The sequence below is a fragment of the Bacillus sp. RC251 genome, from assembly GCF_044908765.1.
GTDB lineage: Bacteria > Bacillota > Bacilli > Bacillales > Bacillaceae_G > Bacillus_A > Bacillus_A wiedmannii.
In genome coordinates, this window is record NZ_JBIYDP010000001.1 from 1,574,926 (window position 1) to 1,597,835 (window position 22,910).

General features: G+C 34.1%; 20 protein-coding genes, 3 pseudogenes and 1 other annotated feature. Of the genes and pseudogenes, 19 read left to right on the forward strand and 4 right to left on the reverse strand.

Going from position 1 to position 22,910, the window contains the following annotated elements; translation table 11 throughout:
* Positions 1-68: 68 nt before the first annotated feature.
* The 7 genes and pseudogenes from ABH961_RS07925 to ABH961_RS07955 all read left to right on the forward strand — a co-directional run bounded on the left by ABH961_RS07925 (position 69) and on the right by ABH961_RS07955 (position 8,884).
* The gene (locus tag ABH961_RS07925) at positions 69-1,031 is read left to right on the forward strand and encodes a helix-turn-helix transcriptional regulator (protein ID WP_087985879.1); all 963 of its coding nucleotides are present in this window, start codon (positions 69-71) and stop codon (positions 1,029-1,031) included.
* A gap of 74 nt (positions 1,032-1,105) precedes the next feature.
* Positions 1,106-1,738, forward strand: a complete 633-nt coding sequence (locus ABH961_RS07930; protein ID WP_048547050.1) for a type 1 glutamine amidotransferase family protein — start codon at positions 1,106-1,108, stop codon at positions 1,736-1,738.
* A gap of 804 nt (positions 1,739-2,542) precedes the next feature.
* Positions 2,543-3,712 carry a serine hydrolase domain-containing protein gene (locus ABH961_RS07935; protein WP_098077215.1) on the forward strand — a complete coding sequence of 390 codons (1,170 nt, stop codon included), beginning with the start codon at positions 2,543-2,545 and terminating at the stop codon, positions 3,710-3,712.
* Positions 3,713-4,620: 908 nt separating this feature from the next.
* Positions 4,621-5,787: pseudogene (locus tag ABH961_RS07940) on the forward strand (serine hydrolase domain-containing protein).
* Positions 5,788-5,880: 93 nt separating this feature from the next.
* Positions 5,881-7,965 carry a serine hydrolase domain-containing protein gene (locus tag ABH961_RS07945; RefSeq protein WP_404519190.1) on the forward strand — a complete coding sequence of 695 codons (2,085 nt, stop codon included), beginning with the start codon at positions 5,881-5,883 and terminating at the stop codon, positions 7,963-7,965.
* Between the two features lie 222 nt (positions 7,966-8,187).
* Positions 8,188-8,397: pseudogene (locus tag ABH961_RS07950) on the forward strand (S-layer homology domain-containing protein); the annotation flags it as partial.
* A 283-nt stretch (positions 8,398-8,680) separates the two neighbouring features.
* Entirely contained in the window at positions 8,681-8,884 is a 204-nt protein-coding gene (locus ABH961_RS07955; protein ID WP_048547052.1) for a hypothetical protein, read from the forward strand.
* 27 nt (positions 8,885-8,911) lie between these two features.
* Here ABH961_RS07955 and ABH961_RS07960 read toward each other — a convergent pair.
* A pseudogene (locus tag ABH961_RS07960) lies at positions 8,912-9,154 on the reverse strand (hypothetical protein).
* Positions 9,155-9,265: 111 nt separating this feature from the next.
* Here ABH961_RS07960 and ABH961_RS07965 point away from each other — a divergent pair.
* The 5 genes from ABH961_RS07965 (at position 9,266) to ABH961_RS07985 (ending at position 12,657) form a co-directional block, all read left to right on the forward strand.
* Entirely contained in the window at positions 9,266-10,192 is a 927-nt protein-coding gene (locus tag ABH961_RS07965) for a zinc-binding dehydrogenase (RefSeq protein WP_098642387.1), read from the forward strand.
* A 217-nt stretch (positions 10,193-10,409) separates the two neighbouring features.
* Positions 10,410-10,577, forward strand: a complete 168-nt coding sequence (locus ABH961_RS07970; protein WP_048547055.1) for a hypothetical protein — start codon at positions 10,410-10,412, stop codon at positions 10,575-10,577.
* Positions 10,578-10,791: 214 nt separating this feature from the next.
* Entirely contained in the window at positions 10,792-11,289 is a 498-nt protein-coding gene (locus ABH961_RS07975; RefSeq protein ID WP_048547056.1) for a DUF421 domain-containing protein, read from the forward strand.
* A gap of 238 nt (positions 11,290-11,527) precedes the next feature.
* Positions 11,528-12,157: a class I SAM-dependent methyltransferase gene (locus ABH961_RS07980; protein ID WP_098642388.1), complete on the forward strand. Its 630-nt coding sequence runs from the start codon at positions 11,528-11,530 to the stop codon at positions 12,155-12,157.
* A 218-nt stretch (positions 12,158-12,375) separates the two neighbouring features.
* Positions 12,376-12,657: a hypothetical protein gene (locus tag ABH961_RS07985; protein WP_098642389.1), complete on the forward strand. Its 282-nt coding sequence runs from the start codon at positions 12,376-12,378 to the stop codon at positions 12,655-12,657.
* Positions 12,658-12,778: 121 nt separating this feature from the next.
* On the opposite strand, the gene ABH961_RS07990 is transcribed toward ABH961_RS07985, so the two are convergent.
* Positions 12,779-13,189, reverse strand: coding sequence for a hypothetical protein (locus ABH961_RS07990; protein WP_001013790.1), 411 nt, complete (start codon positions 13,187-13,189; stop codon positions 12,779-12,781).
* Positions 13,190-13,695: 506 nt separating this feature from the next.
* Here ABH961_RS07990 and ABH961_RS07995 point away from each other — a divergent pair.
* Both ABH961_RS07995 and ABH961_RS08000 read left to right on the forward strand, forming a co-directional pair.
* Positions 13,696-14,208, forward strand: a complete 513-nt coding sequence (locus ABH961_RS07995) for a hypothetical protein (RefSeq protein WP_098642391.1) — start codon at positions 13,696-13,698, stop codon at positions 14,206-14,208.
* A 439-nt stretch (positions 14,209-14,647) separates the two neighbouring features.
* Positions 14,648-16,141 carry a UDP-N-acetylmuramoyl-L-alanyl-D-glutamate--2,6-diaminopimelate ligase gene (locus tag ABH961_RS08000; protein ID WP_404519194.1) on the forward strand — a complete coding sequence of 498 codons (1,494 nt, stop codon included), beginning with the start codon at positions 14,648-14,650 and terminating at the stop codon, positions 16,139-16,141.
* A 140-nt stretch (positions 16,142-16,281) separates the two neighbouring features.
* On the opposite strand, the gene ABH961_RS08005 is transcribed toward ABH961_RS08000, so the two are convergent.
* A complete protein-coding gene (locus ABH961_RS08005; RefSeq protein ID WP_098630512.1) occupies positions 16,282-16,983 on the reverse strand; it encodes a class I SAM-dependent methyltransferase in 702 nt (233 codons plus the stop codon).
* Between the two features lie 230 nt (positions 16,984-17,213).
* On the opposite strand from ABH961_RS08005, the gene ABH961_RS08010 reads away from it, so the two are divergent.
* Together ABH961_RS08010 and lysS are read left to right on the forward strand one after the other, a co-directional pair.
* Positions 17,214-17,384, forward strand: a complete 171-nt coding sequence (locus ABH961_RS08010; protein ID WP_000551050.1) for a DUF2197 domain-containing protein — start codon at positions 17,214-17,216, stop codon at positions 17,382-17,384.
* A gap of 66 nt (positions 17,385-17,450) precedes the next feature.
* Positions 17,451-17,707 (forward strand) — a binding site (T-box leader).
* A gap of 83 nt (positions 17,708-17,790) precedes the next feature.
* Positions 17,791-19,344 (forward strand): lysine--tRNA ligase, encoded by a 1,554-nt coding sequence (gene lysS, locus ABH961_RS08015; RefSeq protein WP_098077237.1) that lies wholly within the window; start codon positions 17,791-17,793, stop codon positions 19,342-19,344.
* 60 nt (positions 19,345-19,404) lie between these two features.
* Here lysS and ABH961_RS08020 read toward each other — a convergent pair whose 3' ends face one another.
* Positions 19,405-19,833: a cell wall hydrolase gene (locus tag ABH961_RS08020; protein WP_048547071.1), complete on the reverse strand. Its 429-nt coding sequence runs from the start codon at positions 19,831-19,833 to the stop codon at positions 19,405-19,407.
* Between the two features lie 156 nt (positions 19,834-19,989).
* Between ABH961_RS08020 and ABH961_RS08025 the strand changes: the two genes are divergently transcribed.
* The 3 genes from ABH961_RS08025 to ABH961_RS08035 all read left to right on the forward strand — a co-directional run bounded on the left by ABH961_RS08025 (position 19,990) and on the right by ABH961_RS08035 (position 22,718).
* Positions 19,990-20,904 (forward strand): acetamidase/formamidase family protein, encoded by a 915-nt coding sequence (locus ABH961_RS08025; RefSeq protein WP_098077239.1) that lies wholly within the window; start codon positions 19,990-19,992, stop codon positions 20,902-20,904.
* A 126-nt stretch (positions 20,905-21,030) separates the two neighbouring features.
* Complete coding sequence (locus ABH961_RS08030; protein WP_098077243.1) at positions 21,031-21,738, forward strand: response regulator transcription factor; 708 nt, start codon at positions 21,031-21,033, stop codon at positions 21,736-21,738.
* Positions 21,735-22,718 carry a sensor histidine kinase gene (locus ABH961_RS08035; RefSeq protein ID WP_098077246.1) on the forward strand — a complete coding sequence of 328 codons (984 nt, stop codon included), beginning with the start codon at positions 21,735-21,737 and terminating at the stop codon, positions 22,716-22,718. Before ABH961_RS08030 ends, ABH961_RS08035 begins: the two co-directional genes overlap by 4 nt.
* The last annotated feature ends 192 nt before the right edge of the window (positions 22,719-22,910 follow it).

The following is a 22,910-nucleotide window of genomic DNA, read 5'->3' on the forward strand; positions in this document are numbered from 1 at the left end:
GTTGATGAGTTATACTAAAAATCAGAAATATATAATAAGGGATAAATTCCATAGAGAGGTGGAATTACATGCCTAAAATTGATAATATGTTAGCGATTCTATGGATGCTTCGCTCAGGTAAAAAAATTACTGCAAAACAAATTTCAGAAAAGTTAGAGATGAATATAAGGACTGTGTATCGCTATATTGATACAATTTCAACAAGTGGTGTACCTATAATTTCAGAACCAGGACATAACGGTGGATACACTTTATTGAACAATTTTATTGAGGCTCCTCTTTTCTTTGATTTTGAGGAGCAAACTTCACTATTTCACGCTGCTGTTTTTGCAGAAGAAGCCGGATATTATGGAGGTGAAGCATTAAATAGGGCCATTTCAAAACTAAGTAAATACTCAAATCAAGAGCAGGAAGCAAAGATAAACCGACATTTAAGTAGTCTAGAAGTAATAAGTCGATTTAGTTCATCCTCTATGGAACATTTTTTGAAGGAGTTGGAGCAGGCCGTAACTGATGGGTATTCAGTAAAAATTCTTTATTATAAAAGTGGGAAAAAGCAATTAAATTATAGATTGGTCGATCCGTACAGAATTATCTATTGGAATAATAAGTGGTATGTAATTGGATTTTGTCATCTTAGGAATGATATCCGTAGTTTTAGAGTAGATCGAATTGAAAATTTAATACTAACCGAAAATAAGTTTAACCGGCCAGAAAATTTTTCAGCACGTGACTTTTTTATAAAAAACCTTCTTCCAACTATAGAAGATAAGGAAGGGATTATTTCTTTGGTTATTAGTGGGGATAAAAGTGTATTGGCTGATATTTGCCAACATTGGTTTTTAGGACATTATTTACAAGTGCGGACTTCAAATAAAGCAGTTTTTCTTCTTGAAAAAGATATGATACATACATATGTACCTTATTTACTTTTACCGTACAATAAATCTATTAAAGTTATTGAGCCAATAAGTCTTAAGAAAAGACTTATTGAAGTTCTGTCGGAATTAATAAAATTTCATGAAGTATGATAACTTCCCTGACGTTAACTGTCAGGGAAGTTATATTATAATATCCATATCAATTGTGATTGGAGTGATATGGGATGCAAACAAAAAAAGTTTTTCTATATGTATTTAATACAATGTCGGACTGGGAATATGGATATTTAATTACCGAACTAAATTCAGGAAGATATTTTAAAAAAGATTTAGTACCTTTAAAAGTAATTACAGTAGGAGCTAATAAAGAAATGATTACTACTATGGGGGGATTGAGCATAAAACCAGATATTTCCCTTGATGAATGTACTTTTGAGAGTAAAGATCTTTTAATTTTACCAGGAGGGACTACTTGGAGTGAAGAGATTCATCAACCTATCTTGGAAAGAGTTGGCCAAGCTTTAAAGTTTGGTACTATTGTTGCTGCAATTTGTGGTGCAACTGAGGCCCTTGCAAATATGGGATACTTAGATACTAGAAAGCATACAAGTAATAATTTAGAATACACTAAAATGGTATGTCCTAACTATAAAGGAGAAAAGTTCTACGAGTTGGGATCTGCGGTATCTGATGCGAATTTAGTTACTGCATCAGGAATAGCTCCTCTGGAATTTGCGATGGAAGTACTGAAAAAATTAGATGTATTTGCACCAGATACATTACATGCATGGTATAACCTAAATAAGACTCATAAACCTGAATACTTCTTCGAGTTAATGAATTCATTAAATAGCTGAGCTGAAAAATCAACTTAGCAGATTTATATTTGTTTAAATAATTACCATGCTCTAGACAATGTCAAAGCATGGTTTTTAAATATAACTTAAAAATGGTTATGGAGTAATGAAAAAGCCCAATTTCTCTATGAATTAACGGTGAAGTTGGGCTTTTTAGTATTGAAAATTCCTAAACGTTGTAAATCCGTATTTTCGTGACGTTACATACCCATCAACTTAAGAAAAGTAAACACCGCAAAAACAAAAATATGAGCTGACTTCTTAAAATAACTAACTGTAGAGAAAGAAAAATTTCATTTAGTGGGTACTTCAAAACCTTAGCTTGATTGCGATGGGGTCACCATATCAAAAAAAGAAAATTGTGCGTTTAGACATATTTTTCAACCGCTTCCTGTACGTTAAGGGACTCGTTATTTTTTTTACAGTTTTTTATTATGAAATTCTAAATAACTAATTATAATAGGTGAAAAAAACGATCAATAGTTGGGGTACGAAAAGGATTCGAATTTACATTCTTTCTCAATACATATTATGGGTAAATAAAGTAAAATATGGGTTGGAGCTATGTCTCATGTTGTGTTAATCCTAACAATAAATAAGGGTACATAATATGCTTTCATACCTTTAAATAATTTTGTAATAGAAGGGATGGAGATTTAACCGGCTCAAATTGTTGGTATTGATAGATACCTTTGTACTGGGGCTTTAATCTATATGCGTGAGGGCCTTTCCCTAAGTCTTGTCAGGAAGTAAGGAACAGTAAGCAAACACTTATACAATATGAATAGAGGAGAGGAATGCCTTATGAAAATACGTAGTCAAATTACATGTGCAAGTCTGGCCCTTTTAATAGCTGGAAGTTCCCTGTTATATACAACACCAACCTCAATTGTAAAAGCAGAGCCCACTCAAAATGTATCTAGTTCGTTACAAACAAATACTCAACGAGATCGTACTTCCGTCAAGCAAGCAATGCGGGATACATTGCAACTTGGATACCCGGGGATACTGGCTAAAACTTCTGAGGGTGGAAAAACGTGGGGGTATGCCTCTGGAATAGCGGATCTGAGAACCAAGAAACCAATGAAAACAGATTTTCGCTTTCGCATTGGGAGTGTGACGAAGACGTTCACCGCAACAGTTGTACTTCAATTAGCTGGAGAGAATCGCCTGAATCTAGACGACTACATCGAAGACTGGTTGCCTGGTGTCATTCAAGGAAATGGATATGATGGTAACAAGATTACTATCCGGCATATATTGAACCATACAAGTGGTATCGCTGAATACTCAAGGTCAAAAGACGCTGATTTTACGGATACAAAAAAATCGTATACGGCTGAAGAGTTAGTGAAGATGGGTGTTTCTTTGCCTCCAGACTTTGCCCCAGGAAAGGGCTGGTCTTATTCAAACACAGGATACGTATTACTGGGCATTCTTATTGAAAAAGTAACCAGAAACAGCTATGCGGAAGAGATTGAAAATCGGATTATTGAACCACTTGAATTGTCGAATACATTCCTACCAGGCAATTCAAGTGTTATTCCAGGCACTAACCATGCCCGTGGATATGCCCAACCAGACGGAGCAAGTGAGCTAAAAGACGTTACTTATTATAACCCAAGTGCAGGTAGCTCGGCTGGAGATATGATTTCTACTGCTGACGACTTAAACAAATTCTTCTCTTACTTGCTCGGTGGCAAATTACTGAAGGAACAGCAACTAAAACAAATGCTTACTACAGTTCCTACAGGAAAAGAAGGAATCGATGGATATGGTCTTGGAATCTATGAAACTAAGCTTCCAAGCGGTGTCTCGATATGGGGACACACAGGTGGCATTCTAGGGTTTACAACTCTTGTTGGAGGTACACTTGGAGGCAAGCATACGTTGGTTGTCAATTGGAATAGTTTGGGTAGAACTGACAGTCCTAATCCTTTTAAAAATATTTTACTTGCTGAATTTAGCAAGTAGGAAAAAAGGGAAAATTTACCGTAGTTTTCATAGTTAAAAATATACTTTTCTGGTTCAAAAGCCCCACCTTATTTTCGAGAAAAATTTGGGGCTTTTTTTGTTTTGGTGGCGTTTATTCTCCTTAAGTTGATGGATGTGGGGTAGCCCCACATTACTATCAAGCTAAGGTTTTAATATATCTCCTAAATGAACATTTTCTTTTTCTACAGGTAGTTACTTTGAGAAGGTAACTTATTTTTTCGTTTTAAGGGCGTTTATTTTTCTTAAGCTGATGGATATGGAGTATCCGCCCTAAGTTAAATAAATTTTGACGTAAAAACCAGTGGTTTTAACAACGTTAGGAGTGTTTCATGCAGCACAATGTCATTTGTGTTGTATTGCAAGAAGAAAAATTACATTAGAAAAGAGCCAGAATTCATCCTGTTAAGGGTAAATCGACTCTTAATATTTAAAAGGATGGTAAAAAGAAACACAGAAGTAAAAAAACTGTGTTTCTTTTTGATTAATATATTTACTGAACTTTACGGCACAGATGTTCCTTCTATCCTATTATAAAAGCGATTCTGAAAGTAAGTAATTTGTAAGAAATGGGTAAGAAAAAAGAAATTTTCATTGTGTATGATAAAAATATAAAGAGGCGTGAAAGGCGGAACAGATATGACTTATATATGAAAAACAGACCAGTAACAAGGCTGTTTCAAGGAAAAGAAGTAATTTATGTGGTTAACATATGTGTGGAAAAAGAGGGATTTACCCAGGACAGAATAGCGTTTGTAAAAATAATAAATATGAAGATGATTACGAATTCAATGTTGACCTTTTTTCATTGGTGGAGATGGTAGCTGTGTGGTTAATACGAAATAGCAAGAAACCACCTATACAATATGAATAGAGGAGAGGAATGCCCTATGAAAACACGTAGTCAAATTACATGTGCAAGTCTGGCCCTTTTAATAGCTGGAAGTTCTCTGTTATACACAACGCCGACCTTAATTGCAAAAGCAGAACCTACTCAAAGTGTATCTAGTTCGGTACAAACAAGTACTCAACGAGATCGTAATTCTGTCAAGCAAGCAGTGCGGGATACATTGCAACTTGGATTCCCGGGGATACTTGCTAAAGTTTCTAAGGGTGGAAAAACATGGAGTTATGCAGCTGGGGTAGCGGATCTAAGTACCAAGAAACCAATGAAAACAGATTTTCGATTCCGAATTGGCAGCGTGACAAAGACGTTCACTGCAACAGTTATACTTCAATTAGCAGGAGAAAACCGCTTGAATCTAGACGATTCTATTGAAAAATGGTTGCCTGGTGTCATTCAAGGAAATGAATATGATGATAAATAGATTACTATCCGGCAATTATTGAACCACACAAGTGGTATCGCTAATTACACAAGGTCAAAGGATTTTAATATCATGGATACAAAAAAACCTTATACTGCTGAAGAATTAGTAAAGATGGGAATATCCATGCCTCCAGATTTTGCTCCAGGAAAGAGCTGGTCGTATTCAAATACAGGATACGTATTACTAGGGATTCTTATTGAAAAAGTAACTGGTAACAGCTATGCGGAAGAAATTGAAAATCGAATTATTGAACCACTTGAATTATCGAATACATTCTTACCCGGAAATTCAAGCGTGATTTCAGGAATCAAGCATGCCCGTGGATATATCCAATTAGACAGAGCAAGTGAGCCAAAAGATGTTACTGATTATAACCCAAGTATGGGGAGCTCGGCCGGAGATATGATTTCTACAGCTGATGATTTAAACAAATTCTTCTCTTATTTACTTGGGGGTAAATTACTAAAAGAACAGCAACTAAAACAAATGCTTACTACAGTTCCAACAGGAGAAGCTGCACTTGGCAGATATGGTCTTGGAATCTATGAAGCTAAGCTTCCAAACGGTGTCTCAATATGGGGACACGGAGGTAGCATTCCAGGGTTTGTTACTTTTGCTGGAGGCACACTTGGAGGCAAGCATACATTAGCTGTCAATTTGAACAGCCTTAATGCTGATAGTCCTGATCCTTTTAAAAATATTTTACTTGCTGAATTTAGCAAGTAAACCAAAAGGAAGAACAGATAAATTTTATCATATTTTCATAGTTAAACAAATAAATGATGAAATTGATTACTTATCTAAGGAGGCAATTCCCTCATGAAAAATAAACTAACTGGTGTATTAGCCGTTACATTAGCGCTAACTATGATTCTACCAACAGGGGCGAAAGCATTTTCTGACAGTAAGACTACAGTTGTATCTAACGCAGAAGTAGCTAGCCAAGAGTTGAAGAAGATTGCAGCAGAGAAGGCTGCGCTACTTACGAAGTCCCATGGGACGACTAGCGTGCAGTATGCGCTAATTGATAATGGCAAGCTTACTTTGTCGGGGCAGGCTGGAAAGAACGATATGGAAGGGGAACAGCCACTAACCAAAGATACTCTATACGGGATTGGTTCAGTCAGTAAAATGTATGCAACAGCGGCTGTAATGAAATTGGTCGACGAAGGAAAAGTCGATTTGGATGCTCCTGTGGTCAACTATGTTCCTGATTTTAATATGAAAGATGTGCGGTACAAACGCATTACCCCGCGTATGCTGTTGAATCACTCCTCTGGCTTGCAAGGTTCAACGTTAAGTAATGCATTTTTATTTAACGATAATGATACCTATTCCCATGATTTCTTGTTGCAGCAATTGTCCAACCAGAGCCTGAAAGCAGACCCTGGCGCGTTCTCGGTATACTGCAACGATGGCTTTACGCTGGCCGAAATTTTGGTGGAAAGAGTCAGCGGTATGAGCTTTACCAAATTTCTACATCAATGGTTTACAGAACCCTTAAAGATGAATCATACAAAAACGCCGCAGGACAAATGGAGAGACGAAAAGCGGGCTGGACTTTATTTTCCGGCGTACCATGGGCAGCTTCCAATTGAATCTGTGAATGTGATTGGTACGGGAGGGGTCTCTTCCACGGCAGAAGATATGGTACGATTCTCACAATTATTTATAGGACAGGGAAAAAGGATCCTCTCTGATAAGGTAGTCAAGGCGATGGAGCAAGAGGAATATAAAAAAGGAATGTGGCCGGGGGATGGAGATAATATTTTTAACTATGGTCTTGGCTGGGATAGTGTGAAACTATACCCATTCAGTGAATATGGGATAAAAGGCTTGGCTAAGGGCGGCGACACGGCACTGCAACATGCTATACTGGTTGTGCTTCCGGAACAGAAAATGGCAGCGGCTGTGTTGTCATCCGGTGGACGAAGCTCTACAAATCAACTGCTGGCAACGGAATTGCTGCTCGCCACGCTTAAAGAGAAGGGTACAATTAAGAACATCAAGCCTAACAAATCTTTTGGAAAGCCGGTTAAGGTCAAGATGCCTCAAGACGTGGCAAAGAAAGCGGGATTTTATGGAAATAGCGAAACTCATTTCAAAATTGAAATTACGAAGAATGGAGAACTGTTCTTACCATCTAATCAAGAAGAAACATATGTATATACTGCGGATGGAAGCTTTATTAATGAGAAGGGTACTTCTAAGCTCAACTTTGTCACCGAGAAGAATGGAAGAACTTATTTGAGGGAGAGCACATATAAATCGACACCAGACTTAGGGCAAGGTGTGATGACTCACTATTTAGCCGAGAAACTAGAAGACAATGTGCTATCGAAGAAAACCGCTGCCGCATGGGCGAAGCGGGAAGGTGTTAAATTCTATCTCGTGAATGAGAAATTTAGTTCTATTGAATATCTCGTACAACCGAAACTTATTACCACACAAATTACTCGTAAGGAAGGCCTGGCGGGCTATTGGGAGGGCAGAAAAATTACAGGTCCGAACACCGCGACGCATCAGCTCCAAATCCCCGTGATGAATGGCCGTGATACGACGGAAACGCATTTCTATACAGAAGGCGGCAATGAATATATGGAAATGGCCGGGTTGTTATACGTAAGTGGAACCAACGTAAAACCACTTGATGCTGGCCAATCATCCAAAGTTACGCTGCAAGCAAATGGGCATGCTAAATGGTTTACGATCCCGCAAGCGGCAGCAGGAAAAAGGATGACCGTGACATTGCCATCAAAGGGTGCGTTCGCGGTGTATGATGAGAATGGAGTATGCGTCAACTTTACCATCGTGAGCGGCAATAACAAAGTAAAACTGCCGAAGAATGGAACGGTTGTAATTGCTGGGGCACCGAATTCAGAATTTGCAATTACGTTGAACTAGCTACAATTCAAGATGGACTTCAACAAAACCAGTACGAAATAGGAACGGTGTTTTGCTGGTTTTGTTTGTATTTACATATTATCTTTAAGAAGAGAATTTCAACGAATAATATCACGCTCAAACTCTGCAAAAACAGCTATCATACCAATTCAGGGCAATCATCATTTGCTCCATTAATCTTCTTGATGTAAATACGTTCGCAGCCGGTATTATGATGTACAAGCCCTATACGATACAGGAATTATCCGAGGTGTTTCAGCTACTAAGTTTACGCCATATGGCACACTCACACGTCAACAGGCTGCACTTATGTTTGAACGAACTCTAGAATATCTAGGTGTAGAAAAAGAGTCAAATATAGGGTCCTACCACATCGCTATCAAGCTAAGAAGAGTAAATACCCCCAGAACGAAATTTTGTGCTAACTTGTAGCAAAAAAGCTCATTTTTTTGTTTTGGGGTAATTCGGAATTCTTAAGTTGATGGGCATGTGACGTTACCCCTATACAAGGAAATATGATAGTAATCATATACCGAAGTGATAGAACTGAGTTATAAAAAGTAGAAGAAAAGTGTTACGTTAATACTTTTTAGAGCACTCAATTATTGAGTGCTCTTTTTGTTTAGGACATAATTGTTTTAAATGGAAATAAACTACCAATAAATGATATCCTTAAAGTATAGCATTTACTTTGAATAGGAGGGTAATCGAGTCTATGGGGGTACGTATAGTCGATGATTTACAACAATTATCGTTGTTACTTATGTTCTTTAGTACATTTATATTTTACAGATACTTAAAAAAGGTAAGACGAGAGAGAAAATTAAATGGTTTTGAATGGACAATGTATTTTGTCACTCAATTTGCGACATTAATTTGGGCAGTCACTTATTTTATTAAACACTTAGCTGAATCCTAATTTCTATTCATTTCATCTAGCTTCCTGTTATCTATTAGGGATATAAATATAGTCCGTATATAAATCAATGACAACATCGCTCGTGATGACTTCTTGTAGTAATTTTGGAATTTTTTCATAATGGTACTATACACAAAATAAGCTTAGAAGATCTTCATTAGATATCTCTTCATTTTTTACATGTAAATACATTGTTCTTAATTCGTTTAGAGAATAGTTACGGCCAATAGCATACTCATTCATTCTGTATCCATCAAATTCAATTATCATATTATCACTGTTGGTTGCTAGCCAACTTTATAGCTTAAATTTTAGATGAATCTATTATACATTGTTTGAAATTTAGTGAGAATATATTTTTATAAAATGAGAGGGTTATAAATGGAACAAAATAAATTAGTTTTAGAAGGACAAAAAAGGCTTAAGTGGGAAGCGCGCGAAATTAAGTCTATACAGGATGATGAAATTATCGTTAAAACAATTGCAGGTGCAATAAGTATTGGAGCAGAGTTACCGCAGTATAATGGATCTGATGTTACAGATACCAATCCTTTTTATCCAAGAAAGACTGGATATGAAAGTTATGGTGAAGTTATTCAAGTTGGTAATAAAGTAACAAAATTAAAAGTAGGCGATAAAGTAGTTTCTTTTTATGGACATGAAACAGTAGGAATAGTTAAAGGGGATAAAGTAATTCGAGTGCCTAGTTATATAAAATCTAAAGTTGCTTTATTATCTATTCTTTCGTGTGATGCTGCTAAAGGGGTATTGAAGCTAGACCCGCGACGGGATGAAAAAGTACTCATTACTGGAATGGGAGTGATTGGTTTACTCGCTTGTTATTTTTTAAAATACTATGTAGGTGTTGAGCATGTGGATGTTGTTGAGCCTAATAAAAATAGAAGGGAATTTGCAAAGAAGTTTGGTGCGAAAAATCTCTTTGATTTGGAAGAGAAAGTTATAAATACGTATAATTACGGTTTAGAATGTTCTGCTACAAATAGAGGGTTTCACACATTGCAAAAGGCTATTAATAGTAATGGGGCGATATGTATTCTTTCTGATGGTAATATAGAAGACCTAACATTAACCGCTGACTTTTATCGAAAAGAATTGCAAATCATTGGTTCAAGTGATGGATATGATTACCAAAAACATGCAGATTGGTTTTTTAGTCAAATAGAACAGACGCCATGGATAGAAGAGATTTTTCAACATGAAATTCATTATACTGCACTTAAAAAATGTTTTGAGGAATTAAGTGAAGGAATAATTACTCCTTTAAAAGTATTTGTCTCATATAAATAAAATGACCATGTACTTATCACGTAGCTCACTTATATTTCGTCACTAATATGATAACAAAACGAGGAGTAGAATGTACGGGGATTTTTAATAGGTACAACGGGTTGTGTAAACAGGGAAGGGGTTTTGCTTTTTCATTATGTACAAATAGTATATTATCTTTCTCAATGTACATATTAAGTAAGGTATTTAATATCATGTACATAAAAGGCGGGGTAATATGGATGAAAATAAGAAAAATGAAGAATTGATTAAATTTAAGAAACAATGGTTTAATGAAGATAATCAACCAGTAGCTGGTATAGAGTTAGCTTTACCGCCTGATATAGGTAGCATGTTAGACTCGAAATCAGTTGATGATAAAAGTGGAGAAAGTAATAATGAATAAGTTTAATCTATACGCATCCATTTGGGTGCTTTTGTTTTTTTTGACATTAGAAGATGGATCATCAAATCCTTATTGAAAAAAGGTTGGGCTAAATAGATCCATTTTCTATATATGTAAGTTTTAATTTTCACAAAAAAGTTTAATTAAAGTTCATTTAGAATGCTATATGAAATGGGAATGCTAATAACATTTACCATTAAAGGATTGGGCAATTATGCATATTATTGTTGAAAGCATTATTTTAATTCTCACTGGGATTCTTGCATTAAAAATGACAGGCAGTAAATCCGTTAGCCAAATGACAAGAGCTGAAATCATTATAGTAGTATCAATTGCGCGTATTATTGTAGAGCCTGTATTAAGTAGGAAAGTAGTCCCATCTATATTTGCAGCTGTAATATTTGCAAGCGTACTTCTTATCATTCATTTCTTTGAACTGAAATCAAGGAAGGCGGAACAATTTCTAAATGGCAGTAGCTTTGTAATTGTTGAAAACGGAGAGATTATTAAAGCGAACTTGATGAAGGCAAAAATGTCTGAACAACAACTTTATATGCAATTAAGAGAAAAAGGAATACATGATTTAAAGAGTTTGCAGCAAGTTACAGCTGAGCCGAATGGGCGTATTGGTTATCAATTAATAGAGAAAGCTCAACCGATAACTTTAGAAATGTTAGAAAAAATATTAGATCAGTACAATACAAAAAGGTAATTTCTCTTGAGGAAAGCTAATACCACAAGGGAAGTATTGGCTTTTTTGTTTTTCTAGAAAAGCATAATGGTTAATAAAAAAGAGTGGATTTTACACCAATCTTTAAATTAGATATAGGCTTATTAATATGCTATATTCAATGGACCTATAGTGACTGTGGTGAAAAAAGCAGCGTTACAATGAATAGGTCTTTCATGTGATATTAAACATGAGATAAAAATAAGGAGATAGAAATATAATGGAATTTTGGGAATCAAGCTTTATTGAGAAACAAACGATGTGGGGATTTGAACCTACAGAATCTGCACTTTTGACAAAAGATTTTTTTGTGGAAAAGAGCGTTAAAGACATATTAGTTCCGGGTATTGGCTATGGGAGAAACGCAAAGGTATTTATCGAAAATAGTATAAATGTAACAGGTATTGAAATTTCGAAAACGGCGATCGATTTAGCAAGAGAAAATGGACTAGAAGATGTTAGTATGTATCACGGTTCAGTAAGCGAAATGCCTTTTGATAATAAACTGTATGATGGGATATTTAGTCATGCACTTCTTCATTTGTTGAATGAGCAGGAAAGAGAGAAATTTATTAAAGATTGTTATAATCAGTTAAAACCTGATGGATATATGGTTTTTACAACTGTATCTAAAAAAGCTCCAATGTATGGAAAAGGAAGACAGTTGGATAAAGATTATTATGAGATAATGGAAGGTATAAAAATGTACTTCTATGATTCTGAATCTATAAAACAAGATTTTAATAAATATGGACTAGTACAAGTTTCGGAAATTGATGAACCAAATAAGAATGTAGAAAATAAACCTTCAATTAATTTCTTAATGATAAAATGTAGAAAAGACCTGTAAAAAATTAGTATATATTAATTGTATATTATGTATAAATAATAAAACACACAAGAAATTATGAATGAATTAGAAGTCTTAATAGCGATAGGTCTAGAGAAACAAGATTAGATAGCGCTTAAAATATGGGGAAATACAGTGATAAAATGAGAAACAAAATGTGTTTGATATTTTTTGTGGAGTTTTAATGTCAGAAAAAGAAGAAATGGAGAAAATAAAATATGATTTTAGGAATTTCATATTTTGATATTTTTCGTATCATAATTATTGTATTGTTTTTTTTCATTTTCTGGAGATTGAATACTTGGTATAATAAGAAATATAATGTTCCTAAGGTTTTTCAATGGCTTCCTAGAAGATGGGGGAAAAGAAAAGTTTCAGAGCATTTGTCTCAATTAGAAAAAAAGTTAGAAGCTGAAGGTAAAGGTATTTGGGTTACAATCTATGCTATAGATTTGTACATTGTAACTATTCCTTGTACCGTAAAAAAATATAAATTTTAATACATATATATTTATAGAAGGGACCGTTTCTTTTAAAAGATACAGTCCCTTCTATAAATTTGTCAATGTAATGTAATTAAGTGATGCGTAAGAACTCGTATCGTTATCCCAAAGTATCGCCTTATATACGTTTAATGAGTTTTATCCCCTCAACAAAGAAAAGCACTAAGTGTATAGTGTTCATTACAAACCATAACATGAGCTTTGAGTTCTTCACAGTTTTCAACTGACTTGATTTTGTATTAGACAATTCTATCTTTAAAGACATTAATATAATAGTATTAGACATAAAACCTAACAATATAAATCCGAATAAAGGTAAGTTTGTAATAGCGCCTATTACCATAATTGCTATGTATACTATAGTTAGCTTTTTAATATACTGTTTATCTTCTTTTAATTTATCTATATTTTTGGTTTTGAACCAGTTTCTTACTATTCTTACAAAAATAATAGTTTGAAATACTAGTACAATTATACTAACAAAGAGAAGGAACAAAGTTCTTAAATTATTTTCCATTAAACCGTTCATTTCGTATGTACCCCTTTTATTTATGTTTATAGTATGAAAATGTAATTTTCAAAGAACCTGCATGTGATTAGTAACGGTACTCGTTCTCTATTTTCATGTTACTCTATCCTTGTTAATTATGGAAAAGGACAAATCTAAGCATTTAACTGTTAGTATGGTATACCCTTTATATATTTTAGGTTAATTTTGATTGTTTGCATATAATTTTATATTGGAATAAGTAATACGTCAAAATGTTTTGTGAAAATTTCGGCTATTAATTGCTTGTACAAAAGAAAAAGATTAGTAGGTGGTCATATCGTAATGGGCGAAGTATACCTTATCTGTTGTCTGCTTAAAATGAAGTTTAACCATGTTGAAAATATGATTTTCATTTAGTATTTCTAGAAACAATAATGTGGTTAATTATGGTGAAATTTAAAATGGAGGAAAAACGTTATACCACTAGAGTGAATATATTCAAAGCCATATCATGTGTAGTGTTTAATATAATTAGGGGGAACTATATGACAAGAAAACAGATAATCATTACCTTATTTTCAATTACAGCGTTCATACTAATTTTAGTATCACTTGGTGTTTTTGAGGAAGAACTAAAAGAAACAGATTATAGTGAAGTTGTACAATTCATGGAAGATATGAAAAACAAAGAAGAAGTTGAGATTGATGTAGTTACTTACTATTCAGGTAAGGCCTCTTTAGAGAATAGTGTACTCAAACAACCAAATGGTTGGATTATTTATCGTTTAAAAGCTCGTTATGATAAAGTAACAAATAAAAGTTGGATAGATGTGACGCCTGATCTTAGCCGTTTTAAGAATGTGGAGAAAATTTCTGGGGATCTCATTACCTCGCACCAACAATGCGGCTATATTAATCATAATACAGACGAGAATAAAGGAAAAGTAGGATACATGTTAACAGAATGCTTCCATAAGTGGGAATACGATGTGAAGCCATCAGGGTTTGAAGGATATAGGATTAATTACACAGTATTACCGATTTTAGGTTTAAAATAAATTTAGTATTTGTTTTATCAATTTGTTAATCAATTAGCTGATACTGTAGCTGAACAAGTAATGTATGATATTAAATTTATATTTTAATAATAGTTTTGGCTTATCTTTTTTAGGCTATTTGCAATGAGTTGAATAACCTTTATTCTAAAATAGTAATTAAGGAAATTATTTAGTGTTAATATAAATTCTTATATATTGATTATGCACAAATAAAAAGGACAAGCATATAATAGAAATACCTATTAACTTTAAGTAACCTTAACTTTCGTTAATAGGGTATCTCAAAATCCCCAAAAAGAGCACTTGCGGAAACAAGTGCTCTTTTATTTTTTGTTTATTGAAGATGATTAAATTTCGTCCGACTAATATGGAATTTTAAACCATTATTTTATATAAAGTGGTAAAATAAGTAGGGGGAATTTGTAAGGGGGCGAGGGATTTGAAACTAAAAGAGCTGGCGGATTTGTTTTTGATTAAAGAAACCATTGGAGATATGAATGTAGAAATTACGGGATTAGAAATGGATTCTAGAAAAATAACTAGTGGAAATTTATTTATATGTGTATCAGGTATCGATGGTTTTCTTGAAGATCGACATCAATTTGTTGAAAATGCAGTAAAAAATGGCGCTGTGGCGTTAATTGTAGAAAGAGATGTAAATATTGAAATACCTAAAATAATTGTTAATGATGCACGATACGCTATGGCAGTTATTGCGTCACATTTCTATGGTTACCCGTCTAATAAAATGAAGCTAATTGGAATTACAGGAACAAATGGTAAAACAACCACTTCCTATTTACTTGAAAAAATTTTAACTGATTATGGATTTCAAACAGGGCTTATGGGGAATAACGGAGTGAAAGTTGGTTCGAAATGGTATCCTACTGATATTAATACGCAAGAACCACCGATACTTCAGCGGAATTTGCAAACGATGAAAAATCATAATACAGATTATTGTGTTATGGAAGTTACCTCACAAGGTTTACATATGGAAAGAGTTAAAGGGTATAACTTTAAAACCGCTGTTTTTAAAAATTTAACGCAAGATCATTTGGATTACCATGGAACATTTGAGGAATATAAGCAAGTAAAAGGCCTTCTATTTTCCAGATTAGGAAATGACTTTTCTATTACAGATAAAAAATTTGTTGTATTGAATGCAGACGATCCGTCGGTAGAATACTTTAAAAAAATTACTTCAGCTGAGGTTATCACATATGGGATACATAATAAAGCAGATGTTCAAGCGAAGAACATAACTTTAAGCCCAAAAGGAATTCGTTTTGTAGTTGCATCCTTTAATGGAGAAATAGAAATCCATCTAAATCTAATAGGCCGCTTTAATGTCTATAATGCATTAGCAGCAATAACAGCTGCATTGGTTGAAGGTATTCCGCTTACAAACATTAGTGACAGCTTATATAACTTAAAGAGCATTGAAGGTAGAATGGAAATTATAGACGAAAACCAAGATTTCCTTGTAATAGTGGACTACGCTCATACACCGGATGCGTTAGAAAATGTCCTCTCTACAATTAGCGAGTTTTCAAAAGGTAAAATCATTACTGTTTTCGGTTGCGGTGGAGATAGAGACGCGAAAAAACGATCTATAATGGGTGGAATTGCTGGAAGTTATAGTGATTTTGTTTTTATTACTTCTGACAATCCACGTTCGGAAGACCCGAAGGCAATAATTAAAGATATTGAAAAAGGATTTTCACAGAATAATAATTTGAATTATAAAATAGAAGTAGATCGTGAACTAGCTATAAATCATGCAATACACATGGCATCTACTAATGATATTGTTTTGATTGCAGGGAAGGGGCATGAAACGTATCAAATTTTAAAAGATTCAACTATTCATTTTGATGATAAAGAAAAAGCTCGACAAGCAATTATTAATAAAATGAATGAATTCAATTAATAGCTAAATAGTATTTCTAATAAAAATAATATTTTAAATGAAGTTAAAACTAATAACGAAGCAATTTTCCAAGGATTTATAATTGAAAGGTAAGGGTGTTTCTATGAATATAGGAGGAAAAAACCTTACCTTTTATAGTTTTATTTATTAAAAACAAATGTTATAGCATTTGTTTTTAATAAAATGTGTCTTTCGTTTCGGACTATATCATAAGCTAATTCTTTTATTTCAACTTTCATTTCCTTCCAGTCTTCATAAATATTTTTTAATAGATATATCATTTTATCAGTAGGAAGGTTAATTTCAACTAAAGCATCTAATTCTTCATTTGTATGTAAGTCGATTTCTTGTATGTTCGAGTTAATAATTAAACAATTGATACCACCAATCTTTGTACCTTTTTTCATAGAATGGAGCACGTTTTTTAAATCTTCTTCTGATTGAACATGCTCTAAACTTGATACTGCAATGATGTAATCATAAGTGTTAGGGGCAATATAGTAGTTTTCAATAGCTGCTTGTTCTGTTTTTATAACTTCAAATACATCATGTTCTTTGCTATAAGTTTGTAATTTTGTTAAAGCGGAATCCAGTAAGTCCACACAAGTAACAGTGCCGCTACCATTTTTTATTTTTTGTGCAAGTGGAATACTATTTCTTCCAACGCCAGAGCCCAGGTCAAGTACTTGTAAGTTAGTTTGTCCTTCAAAGTAATCCATTAAGTCCATAACGGTTTTAACCGGTTTGTAAAGCCAAGAGCCAGTTTCAAATAGTTTATATTCTTCATAGCAAAGGTCATGATATTTCTTTTCTTCGTTTCTTATGTAATCGATACGGTTCATATAGTTTCAGCTCCAATATTTTCATTCCAACATGGTCTTTCAGCTAAACTTGCTTTCGCATATAAAACTAATTCTATATTACTAATCAAGATTTTCACCTCGCTTTATAAGATATTTATATAATTCGATAAGAATAGAGGTAAACCTTTAGTCAGAGGATATTAAGATTTGTACTATAGAAAACTGATTTTCTTAAGTGATTAAAAAAATGTATAAACATGGAGAGGAAAATGCATATGATGTTTTATGAAATTGTTTGCTTTTCTTGCAAAAATGTATTTCGTGTTTACGAAGGTAGTGAAAAATATAAACGATTTAAAGAGAAACCGAAAGGAACATATTGTTGCGATGAGTGTAGCCACAAAATTCAATTAGAAGCGATAAAGCATTTATTTAGATAGCTTATATATCCGGAAAAGTTTGACAATAAAAGCATTATAAATTATCATATGAAAAAACTAATATATAAAGTGGCATGGAAGAGAAGAGTAGTTAAGAAAGGTTACGTACAGAGAGCTCTGGTTGCTGAGAATGAGCGGTATAAATCTTAATGAAAAAAGACTTGGAGCTGCGCAAGGAACTAATTTGTTTAGGGATGGTGCGACGGGTTCTCCCGTTATAGAGATAGGGTATACGCAAATTTTGCCGTACCTGAAGAGGTTAATATGGCGACATATTAACAAACTGAGGTGGTACCGCGAAGTTAACAACTCTCGTCCTCAAGATGAATAATCTTGGGGGTGGGAGTTTTTTTATTGCATAAAACTGAAAGTGTGAAAACAAAAAATCAGTTGAGGTGAATAATATATGCATTGGGCGTATGAAGTAGCACATGAATTAATAAGGAAACATCCAAACAAAGAAACTTTTGTTTGTGCATCTGGAATCAGTCCATCTGGTTCTGTTCATATCGGGAACTTTCGCGAAATAATAACGACTTATTTCGTTGTAAGAGCACTTCAAGATTTAGGGAAAAAGACTTGTTTTATATTTTCATGGGATGATTATGATAGGTTTAGAAAAGTCCCTAAAAATATTGATCTATCTTTTGCAAAATATATTGGTATGCCATACTGTGATATTCCAGATCCATATGGCTGTCATAATTCGTATGCAGAGCATTTTGAAAAAGAGTTTGAGAAATCGCTTCAAGTATTTGGGATTGAAGTGGAATTCATATACCAACATGCTGAATATAGAAGCGGAAGGTATAACAAAAACATATTAGAGGCTTTATATAAAAGAAAAGAAATATATGATATTTTAATGAGTTTTAAAACTGGAGAGTGTAGTGAAGAAGAGCGAGAGAGCTTTTATCCGGTTACGTTATATTGTGAGAGATGCGGGAAAGATGCAACAACGATTACACATTTTGATGAAGTATTAAAAATAGTACGGTATGAATGTGAATGCGGAAATCAAAATGAGTTATCGGTATTAAATACATATAAAATGAAATTGAATTGGAAAATCGATTGGCCGATGAGGTGGATGATAGAGGATGTTATTTTTGAACCGGGTGGAAGAGATCATTCATCAGAAACGGGTAGTTATAATGTATCAAAGGAAATTGCGATGGAAATATTCAATCGTGAAGCTCCTCATTATGTTTCTTATGATTTCATTGGCATTAAAGGGAATCATAAAAAAATGTCTAGTTCCTCAGGGAATAGTATTACACCTAGCGAGCTGTTAAAAGTGTATTTGCCTGAAGTGATTCTTTTTATGTTTGCTAAATATAGACCAAACGCAGCTTTTCATATCGGCCTTGATGAAGATGTGATTCGCAATTATACAGAGTATGAACGATTAAAAGATAGTTATGAAAATAAAACGCTCAAAAATGAAGGTTTATTTGATGCAATTAAACTCTCTAAAGTTGATAGCGGGTTTAAAGAGTACCCAAAGTTTAATCAGGTTGCTGGAACGTTACCGCTATTAAATTTTGATTCATCTATTTTACAAGGTATGTTAGAAAATACAGATAGGAGTTATGCATTAGATGCTATGATAGCGATATGTAACCGTGCAGAGTATTGGATAAGAAACTTTCAATCTGAAAAATTAATTGCGGTAAATCTAGAGAGAAGTACAGAGTTTTACAACACATTAGATGAAAGACAGAAAAAATGGCTAGTAGAAGTTTGCAATATACTTCGTTCTAACAAAGATTACTCTAACTTAATGGAACAATTGTATTCGATTTGTCATCATGAAAATAAAAAAATAATGAAAGAAAATCAAAAACAATTATTTATTATTATATATAGGCTCATAATAAATCAGTCTAGCGGCCCACGTATACCGTTATTAATACATGTAGTAGGCATTGAAAAATTCATCACATTATTAGATTTCTAAAAAATAAAGGAAACGCAAGTACTCAGAGATCTAAGCTAAGTACTTGCGTTTCATATTTTGCTACCGTGAATACATTTTCGGACATTCATCACCACGTGGTTCATAAAAACAATGACTTTTAAACTGTCCTACAAACGGCTGATTATACCATTCAGGTGGACAAGCACCAACTGGACGGAAATACCAAAGAGCCCAACGTGCTGGCCAGCGCCATTCACCTTGTAAAACTTTTCTAGCGATATCTTTTTCTGATTCACGAGCGCGTTGATAAAAATATCCGTATTGCACTGCTTCAAATCCGCCAGGGCTTTGATATACTGCATCACGTACAGATCGAAGTTGTTTAAAATCTAAGCAATCACAAAATACACGATTTACTACTACGCAGCCAACAAGTTGTTCACCTTGTCGACCTTCTCCTTCAGCTTCAGCACGAATTAAACGAGCTAGCAAATCAACATCGCTTTCGTTATATGGAATAAGGGGCATAGTGCTACCACCTTTCTTTACCTGTTATAGTAAAGAGTGTATGTATGAAAATAAGCTAGGTGCTTTTCTATATGTAAATTTATTAATTTTTCAGAGGAGCTTTTGTGAAAAAAGCTAATTAGTAATTGTAGACTAATATAAATGGGGAGAGATAAAATGTATCGAATTCATAGAGGCCATATTATTTACGCAATGTCACCAGAAAATAAACCGTGTATGGAAGTAGAAATTGGGAGTCGTCTTGTATTTGAAACATATGATTGCTTTGAAAATCAAATTGATTCTGAAGATGTTCCGTTTCAAGAATTAGATTGGAGCCGAATTAATCCGGCGACTGGACCTGTATATATTAAAGGTGCAGAACCTGGTGATATTTTAGTCGTAACGATTGAAAAAATTAAAATTGCAGAGCAAGGCGTGTTAACTACAGGTGCAAATCTTGGTGTAATGGGTGAAGAGCTAAATGAAAATACAGTGAAAATTGTCCCGATACATAATGAACATGTTTTATTTTCAAATGAACTGCAAGTCCCGATTAATCCAATGATTGGTGTAATTGGTACTGCGCCGAAAGAAGAGAGCATTTCATGTGGCACACCGCATGATCACGGCGGGAATATGGATTGTAAAGAGATAAAAGAAGGGACAACATTATTATTACCTGTAAATGTTCCTGGTGCTCTATTAGCGTTAGGCGATTTACACGCAGCGATGGGTGATGGTGAAATTGGTGTTAGTGGAGTAGAGGTTGCTGGTGAGGTGACGGTAACTGTTCAGATTATAAAAGGAAAGAAATGGCCACTACCGATGGCGATCCAAAAAGAAAAACTTATGACGATTGCTTCAGAGAAATTGTTAGATGATGCAGCGAATCGCGCTGTACGTAATATGGTGACATTTTTACATAAGGAATTAGAAATGTCTAAAGCAGACGCAACGCTTTTATTATCAGCTGCAGGCGATTTAAAAGTATGCCAAGTTGTGGACCCGCTGAAGACTGCTCGAATGGAACTAGGTATGAATTATGCGGAGAAGCTAGGTTTTAATTTGAGTGAATTTCATATTAAATAAGAATGATAGAAGAAGGATGCTGTTGTATAAAAGTATCCTTTTTTAATTTACGGATGATATAAAAACAGGTAGTATTTATTTTATATAATTGAATATAAGATTGTGGATCGAAAAAGGAGTAAACATATGGTTAAAATTATGATTGTAGAAGACGATATGAAAATTGCAGAACTATTATCAACACATGTCGCGAAATACGGGTATGAAGGAATTATTGTATCGGATTTCCAAAATGTATTAAACATTTTTTTAGAAGAACAACCAGAGTTAGTTTTATTAGATATTAATTTACCAAGTTTTGATGGGTACTATTGGTGTCGTCAAATTCGCGGAGTTTCTACATGTCCGATACTATTTATTTCAGCCCGTGAAGGTACGATGGATCAAGTTATGGCATTAGAAAACGGTGGCGATGATTTCATTTCAAAGCCATTCCATTACGAAGTTGTAATGGCTAAAATTCGTAGTCATTTAAGGCGTGCTTACGGAGATTATGCACCGAAAGTAGAAGAACGTATGGTTGAACAACAAGGTCTTTGTTTATATCCTGAAAGGCTTGTATTGAAGCTTAAGAATCAAGAAATTGATGTAACGAGAAATGAAGCTATTTTATTAGAAATGTTAATGAAAAATTATCCGCGTGTTGTGGGTAGAGAAGTGTTGTTGAATAAATTATGGGATAGCGAATCTTATGTTGATGATAATACTTTAAGCGTAAATACAACTCGTGTGCGAAAAAAGTTAAAAACGTTACAGATTGAAGATGCGATTGAAACGATTCGTAGTGTCGGTTATAGATTACATATTACTTGGGATACTGGTATGGAGAAATGATAAAATTATTTATTCGTGATCATATACCACTTATTTGTTTTACAGCAATCCAATTACTAGCCATATTTCTTGTATATTGGTTTGATGGGCATAACCATATTGCAACGGCATTATATGCAATGTTTTTAGGTGCCTTTTTTATGGTAGGCTATTTAGTATTTCGTTACTTTACTCATCGTACTTTCTATGAACGATTAGCAAACCCGATGCAATCTCTAGATGAATCTGTTCAAAAATCTGATTTTGCAGCTGTGTCGACTGCTCTTCAAGAACTTCTTGAGATGCAATATCGCCATTATCAAAATCAGCTTCAGATGCAAGAGAGAAAAAATAATGATCATTTAACCTTTATGAATCAGTGGATTCATCAAATGAAAACACCTGTATCTGTAATAGAATTAATCACACAAGATGAAGTTGATCCTCGTTTTGAAAGTATAAATGAGGAAGCAGATAGGCTGAAAAAGGGGTTAGAGATGGCTCTGTATGTCGCGCGTTTAGAAGCATTTACACAAGATTTTTATGTGGAAAGAGTGCAACTACATAAAATAGTAAATGATTCCGTACATGAACATAAACGCTTCTTTATCCGGAATTTTGTATATCCAGAGCTTAAAATTGATAAGGACATTAGTGTAGAAAGTGATGCGAAATGGTTACAATTTTTAATTGGACAAATACTATCGAATGCGATTAAATATTCATCAGGTAGTAGAGAAAAGATTAAAGTGAAAGCTTGTAAGGAAGGTAATACAGTTATACTTGAAATTGCCGATAATGGCGTAGGGATACCGAAGCAAGATTTACCAAGAGTGTTTAAACCTTTCTTTACAGGAGAAAATGGCAGAGATTTTAAAGAATCAACTGGAATGGGGCTATATCTTGTATATGAAATTACGAAACAATTAGGACATAGTGTAGAAATCCATTCAGAAGTTGGTAAAGGTACCGTTGTACGAATTAAATTTTTTAATGTGTAAATAAGTGATCTAGGCTAAAGAACTGTGGAGATAAGTTTTTTAGCCTTATTTTATCCCGCTTTAATGGGCAGTAAGACCCCCACTTCAAAATTCAGCGAAAGCAAAGAAGTTAGGTGGGGGTCGGGCTGCCCATAAAAGTCCGATTGGTTCAACTAATAATCAGTGGGGGATGAAGAAAACCCCCATTGATTA

What these genes read in the sequence shown, in the direction of transcription:
- lysS (WP_098077237.1), top strand. Translation starts at nt 17,791, where the DNA reads ATGCATTGGGCGTATGAAGTAGCACATGAATTAATAAGGAAACATCCA.
- ABH961_RS07985 (WP_098642389.1), top strand. Translation starts at nt 12,376, where the DNA reads ATGATTTTAGGAATTTCATATTTTGATATTTTTCGTATCATAATTATT.
- ABH961_RS08030 (WP_098077243.1), top strand. Translation starts at nt 21,031, where the DNA reads ATGGTTAAAATTATGATTGTAGAAGACGATATGAAAATTGCAGAACTA.
- ABH961_RS07970 (WP_048547055.1), top strand. Translation starts at nt 10,410, where the DNA reads ATGGATGAAAATAAGAAAAATGAAGAATTGATTAAATTTAAGAAACAA.
- ABH961_RS07965 (WP_098642387.1), top strand. Translation starts at nt 9,266, where the DNA reads ATGGAACAAAATAAATTAGTTTTAGAAGGACAAAAAAGGCTTAAGTGG.
- ABH961_RS07945 (WP_404519190.1), top strand. Translation starts at nt 5,881, where the DNA reads ATGAAAAATAAACTAACTGGTGTATTAGCCGTTACATTAGCGCTAACT.
- ABH961_RS07975 (WP_048547056.1), top strand. Translation starts at nt 10,792, where the DNA reads ATGCATATTATTGTTGAAAGCATTATTTTAATTCTCACTGGGATTCTT.
- ABH961_RS08025 (WP_098077239.1), top strand. Translation starts at nt 19,990, where the DNA reads ATGTATCGAATTCATAGAGGCCATATTATTTACGCAATGTCACCAGAA.
- ABH961_RS07995 (WP_098642391.1), top strand. Translation starts at nt 13,696, where the DNA reads ATGACAAGAAAACAGATAATCATTACCTTATTTTCAATTACAGCGTTC.
- ABH961_RS08035 (WP_098077246.1), top strand. Translation starts at nt 21,735, where the DNA reads ATGATAAAATTATTTATTCGTGATCATATACCACTTATTTGTTTTACA.
- ABH961_RS07955 (WP_048547052.1), top strand. Translation starts at nt 8,681, where the DNA reads ATGGGGGTACGTATAGTCGATGATTTACAACAATTATCGTTGTTACTT.
- ABH961_RS07980 (WP_098642388.1), top strand. Translation starts at nt 11,528, where the DNA reads ATGGAATTTTGGGAATCAAGCTTTATTGAGAAACAAACGATGTGGGGA.
- ABH961_RS08010 (WP_000551050.1), top strand. Translation starts at nt 17,214, where the DNA reads ATGCATATGATGTTTTATGAAATTGTTTGCTTTTCTTGCAAAAATGTA.
- ABH961_RS07930 (WP_048547050.1), top strand. Translation starts at nt 1,106, where the DNA reads ATGCAAACAAAAAAAGTTTTTCTATATGTATTTAATACAATGTCGGAC.
- ABH961_RS07925 (WP_087985879.1), top strand. Translation starts at nt 69, where the DNA reads ATGCCTAAAATTGATAATATGTTAGCGATTCTATGGATGCTTCGCTCA.
- ABH961_RS07935 (WP_098077215.1), top strand. Translation starts at nt 2,543, where the DNA reads ATGAAAATACGTAGTCAAATTACATGTGCAAGTCTGGCCCTTTTAATA.
- ABH961_RS08020 (WP_048547071.1), bottom strand. Translation starts at nt 19,833, where the DNA reads ATGCCCCTTATTCCATATAACGAAAGCGATGTTGATTTGCTAGCTCGT.
- ABH961_RS08005 (WP_098630512.1), bottom strand. Translation starts at nt 16,983, where the DNA reads ATGAACCGTATCGATTACATAAGAAACGAAGAAAAGAAATATCATGAC.
- ABH961_RS07990 (WP_001013790.1), bottom strand. Translation starts at nt 13,189, where the DNA reads ATGAACGGTTTAATGGAAAATAATTTAAGAACTTTGTTCCTTCTCTTT.